At 35.9% G+C, this 5216-nt stretch carries 4 protein-coding genes; 3 read left to right on the forward strand and 1 reads right to left on the reverse strand.

Annotation, left to right across the window (positions count from 1 at the left end):
* Positions 1-112 precede the first annotated feature (112 nt).
* The 3 genes from VB654_RS13350 (at position 113) to VB654_RS13360 (ending at position 4524) form a co-directional block, all read left to right on the forward strand.
* Positions 113-1444: a class I SAM-dependent methyltransferase gene (locus VB654_RS13350; protein WP_323214253.1), complete on the forward strand. Its 1332-nt coding sequence runs from the start codon at positions 113-115 to the stop codon at positions 1442-1444.
* A 191-nt stretch (positions 1445-1635) separates the two neighbouring features.
* Positions 1636-2154, forward strand: a complete 519-nt coding sequence (locus tag VB654_RS13355; RefSeq protein WP_323214254.1) for a type IV pilin-like G/H family protein — start codon at positions 1636-1638, stop codon at positions 2152-2154.
* 180 nt (positions 2155-2334) lie between these two features.
* Entirely contained in the window at positions 2335-4524 is a 2190-nt protein-coding gene (locus VB654_RS13360; RefSeq protein WP_323214255.1) for a hypothetical protein, read from the forward strand.
* 209 nt (positions 4525-4733) lie between these two features.
* Here the strand turns inward: VB654_RS13360 and VB654_RS13365 are convergent.
* Positions 4734-5216, reverse strand: a 483-nt coding sequence (locus VB654_RS13365) for a transposase (protein WP_323214256.1), incomplete at its 5' end; no start/stop codon positions are given.

Raw genomic sequence — 5216 nt, forward strand, 5'->3', positions numbered from 1 at the left:
GGACTAAAGTCCTTACTACAAACTATATGTGTTAAAAATATGAAAATTTGGGCATACTAAAGCTTGTGTTTTGTGTAAGTACACCAAAAATTTACTATCAGGAGTAATTGCAATGGTAAATATTGAATCTGAACTACTAGAAAAAATTCGTCAGCAGTATGATAGTTCTCCCTATCCCCGGATTCCCTTGGAAAAATCACCTAAAACACAACCGAATTTACTTTATGTTCATAACTTAGTTACATCTTACTATTTAAGAAATCAAAAAGTTATAGATACAAAAGATAAAGTCATCTTAGATGCTGGATGTGGTACTGGTTATAAATCCCTAGTTTTAGCAGAAGCTAATCCAGGGGCAAAAATTGTCGGCGTTGATATTTCGGCAGAATCAATTAAATTAGCTCGACAACGCTTAGAACATCATGGATTTAATAACGCCGAGTTTCATGTTCTATCAATTGTTGATTTACACCAACTAAATCAACAATTTGATTATATTAACTGTGATGAAACCCTTTATCTTTTACCAGATATTTCCGTCGTTTTACAAGCAATGAAAGCCATTCTCAAGTCCGATGGCATTATTCGCAGTAATCTACATAGCTCGCTTCAAAGAGTCAATTATTTCCAGGCTCAGAGAGTTTTTAGCATGATGGGCTTGATGGAAAGAAATCCAGAAGACTTAGAAGCCGGAATTGTAGTAGAAACCATGAAAGCTTTGAAAGATAGCGTCAATCTTAAAGTTAAAACTTGGAATCGTAACTGTGAAGAAGAGAAAGGAAGAGAATCAATTTTAATGAATCATTTATTACAAGCAGATAAAGGTTACATCGTCCCTGATTTGTTTACAGCTTTGCGAAGCGCTGATCTAGAGTTTATCAGTATGGTGAACTGGCGACAGTGGGAATTGCTGGATTTATTCAAAGAGCCAGATAATTTACCTACTTTTCTGGCCATGAGCTTACCAGATATTTCCATAGAAGAACGCCTACATTTATATGAACTGCTTAATCCTATTCATCGGCTGATTGACTTTTGGTGTGGTCATCCTCAGCCAGCAGAGAATTTTACACCAGTTGCAGAATGGACTAACTCTGATTGGCGAACAGCCCAGGTCTATTTGTATCCTATGTTAAAAACTGCCCAGTTCAAAGAAGACCTCATTGCCTGTGTTCGAGAAATCCGACCATTTACCCTTAGCCAATATTTATCGCCTGTAGACGGATTAATTACTATAGATAGCTCCACAGCATCTTGCTTGATACCTTTGTTAGACCAATCCCAACCGATGATGTCTCTGGTAGAGCGTTGGCAACAATTTAGACCAATAGATCCTGTAACCTTAAACCCTACAGATGAACAGCAAGCCTTCAATATAGTACAAAAGTTGTTACTAAATCTAGAAAGTCTTGGTTACATCATGCTAGAGCGTTCACCATCTTAGCTGCAAAAAATATAGCGAAATCACCCCCTTTGCTAGACAAAACGGGGGTTTTATCCTCTTAAAAATGATTCCAGATGTGACTGTTGATATTTGAGCAAAAATTTTTTTGGTTGGGGTGATATGAAATTGATCGAGTGTGGGTAAGTTATATCTAGAACGGAAAGCAAATTCATCACTCAGGGAAATCACTTATGAAAACCGAATTAAAAGCCAAGTTTCTCCAACACATCCTCAACAAAAAGAAAAACGAAGAAGGTTTTACTTTAATTGAATTGTTGGTTGTTATTATCATCATCGGTATTTTGTCCGCTATTGCTCTACCTTCTTTCCTCAACCAAGCAGCAAAAGCTAAACAATCTGAAGCAAAAACCTACGTTGGTTCAGTCAACAGAGCGCAACAATCTTTCCGAATTGAAAATACAGCGTTTGCTGGCAGTATTGACGAACTGCAAATTGGTATTCCTACCCTAACTCCAGACTATACATATACTCTCTCTGATGCGGGTCAAAATACTACCAGTGTTTTAGCAACACCTATAGATACAACTGCTCTCAAAGGATTTTCTGGTGGTGTCAGCATTCTAACAAGTGGACAAACTGCCGCTATTGCTTGTCAAACAAACGGAGTACAAAGCGTTGATAACGTGGTTGCACCTACCTTAAGTAATACGGCTGTAACTTGTGGTACAGGCATGGGTCCGATGAAATAAAGTTTAATGTTTTGTGTTTGAATATGCTAGATGAATTAAAATGCATCTGGCATTTTTTACTATATTTTTTTAACCCTTGTAGGGGTCAACACTTGTTGACTCCTATATTGTATGTAAAAGTAAATTTCAAGATCATCATACTCAAAAAAATTATTTTAAAACAAGTTCAAGGTTTTAATAATGGACACCCAGATAGATAATCAAGTTTCTTCAAACCCAATTTTATTAACCATTGAAGACTATGAAAAAAATCTGACTGAAAATCCCACAGAAGTTACTAATTATTGGTATTTAGGATTAGCTTTATTATTAGAGGGAAGAGAAGAAGAAGCACAGATTACTTGGATGACTCCATTTCTCGAATTTGGAGAACAAGAATCAGAACAATGGCTAGAACAATTAACAAAAATTCTATTAAATACTGCTGAACAAAAAGAAGCCAATTCCAACTATCAACTAGCTTGGGCTGTTCGTCAACACATAAGAGAATTTCTCCCTCATGATATTAATAATCTTTTAAAAATCATTGAGCTAGACATTGACTTAACAATTCAGACTCTAGAAACAAATATTAATCAAGTAATTGAAATTGTATCTCAACTCACAGAACCCCCTGTTTTTGATGAAAATTTATTAGTTAAAGTAATTGAAAAGTTAGTTCATCTTAACGCAGTTAATCCTCCTCCCTTTGTTAATCAACTGGTGGAAGCATTTATTCCTTATTTATTAACTTCTGAAACTATTCTGCAATTACTCAAGGGAAAAGCTGAAGCCTATTATCGATTTTCTCGCTATCATATCTCAATTTATTTTGCAAAATTCGTTCTCCGTTTAGAACCTAATAGTTTAGATGGTATTAGCAAAATTATTCCTCCTCTGCAAAAATTAGGCCTAGATTATATTAAGGAGTCTATTGATTGGGCAAAACAATATTTAGCACTTAGTCAAGAACCAATTAATCAAATTATTGGTACTCATTATTTACTGGAAGCATTCTTAACTTCGTGTGGGAGTTGGGAAAAATCAGTCCAAGCTTACCAACAACATAAATTACTTTTATCTAATCTTGCAACTAGTCAAACAGAAAGCGAAAGTTTAATCCGAATTTTACCCGTTGGTTCTTTTTTACTATACATGGAAGATAATCCACAGGAAAATAGATTAATTCGCAATGGATTAGCGGCTTTATCTCAACAACTGGTATGGAAAAGTTTTCCTGAAAATATCACTACTTATCAAAAACGTTTTAACTCCGCTCGTCCTTCTTTGAGTGAGCGTCCTTTAAGAATCGGCTATTTATCAGAATGTTTTCGGACTCATTCTGTTGGTTTTTTAGCTTGGTGGTTATTAAAATATCATAATCGTCAAAAATTTGATATTTATTTATACTCTTTACGAGAAAATAAGTATGATCCACAACAACAAGCTTATAAAAAAGAATTTGGCGATCATTTTTATGAAGAATGCCTTTCAATGGTAGAAATGGCAGATAAAATTAATCAAGATGAAATAGATATTTTAGTAGATTTAGATAGTTTAACTTCTTATAGTAGTTGTGCTATTTTAGCTCTTAAACCCGCACCCATTCAGGTGAGTTGGTTAGGATATGACGCAACTGGGTTCCCCTCAGTTGATTATTTCATTGCTGATAACTATGTATTACCAGAATCAGCACAAGATTATTACACCGAAAAGATTTGGCGACTCCCTCAAAATTATATTGGTATTGATGGCTTTATTGTTGGAACACCAACCATCAGCAGAGAATCTTTAGATATTCCTGATGATGGAATTATTTACTTTAGTTCCCAAACCGGATTAAAACGTAATCCCCATAATATTCGGTTACAAATGCAAATTATTAAACAAGTCCCTAATAGTTATTTTCTGCTCAAAAGCCATCGAGCTAATTACCAAGATTTAAAAGACTTTATTACCCCAATTGCTGAAGCGGAGGGAGTAGATTTAGAATGTTTAAGATTTTTAGCATCTGCACCTACAGATATGGAACATCGCGCTAATTTAACCATTGCAGATGTAGTCTTAGATACCTATCCCTATAACGGTGCAACCACAACCTTAGAAACCCTGTGGATGGGTATACCCTTAGTTACCAGAGTTGGAGAACAATTTGCAGCCCGTAACAGCTACACCATGATGATGAATGTAGGAGTTACAGAAGGTTTAGCTTGGAGTGATGCGGAGTATGTAGAGTGGGGTGTCAGGTTGGGTAAAGATGAGCAATTGCGACAACAAATAGCGTGGAAGTTGCGACAGTCAAGACAAACCTCTCCATTATGGAATGGTAAGAAATTTGCGTGTGAGATGGAGAAAGCGTATCAACAAATGTGGGAAATATATAATAAATAAGCTCGTAGTGAGGACTTTAGTCCTCCTCTTTCCCGGAAGCACTAAAGTGCTTACTACGAACAAATGAAAAGCTCGTAGTGAGGACTTTAGTCCTCCTCTTTCCCGGAAGCACTAAAGTGCTTACTACAAACAAATGAAAAGCTCGTAGATAGGACTTTAGTCCTCCTCACTCCGGAAGCACTAAAGTGCTGACTACGAACATTTGTGCCTTAAAAATTATCCCAATCTTTAGCATAACCTTGTACTGGATATTTAACCCAAGAATCACGTAACCATTGCCGTCCTTGAGCTTGTAAATACCAGTGAACACTACTTTCTACCCAATCATAAGGTGATTTCACAAAACCATGTTTAACGGGGTTGTAATGAATATAATTAAGAGTTGTATAATAATGTCTTTCAGAACGAATAGCGCGATCGCTCCAAGAATACCAGATTTTGCGCCCAGTTACATGATCTTCAAGATTCCATTGACGAGAAAGCGAACCATGTATTCTCCTAAATAAGCCACCTAAGATATCAAAATTTACAACTTGAACCAGTAAATGATAGTGATTAGGCAAAACAACCCAAGCAAATATTTTTAAGTTAGTAGTCAGCACTTCAGCGCTTTTATGATCATTTGCAATACTGCCAAATCTATCAAATATCATATTTAGCAGGTGCTGACGACGAGATTCAGATTGCATATA

It is taken from the genome of Nodularia sp. UHCC 0506, from assembly GCF_034931045.1.
GTDB lineage: Bacteria > Cyanobacteriota > Cyanobacteriia > Cyanobacteriales > Nostocaceae > Nodularia.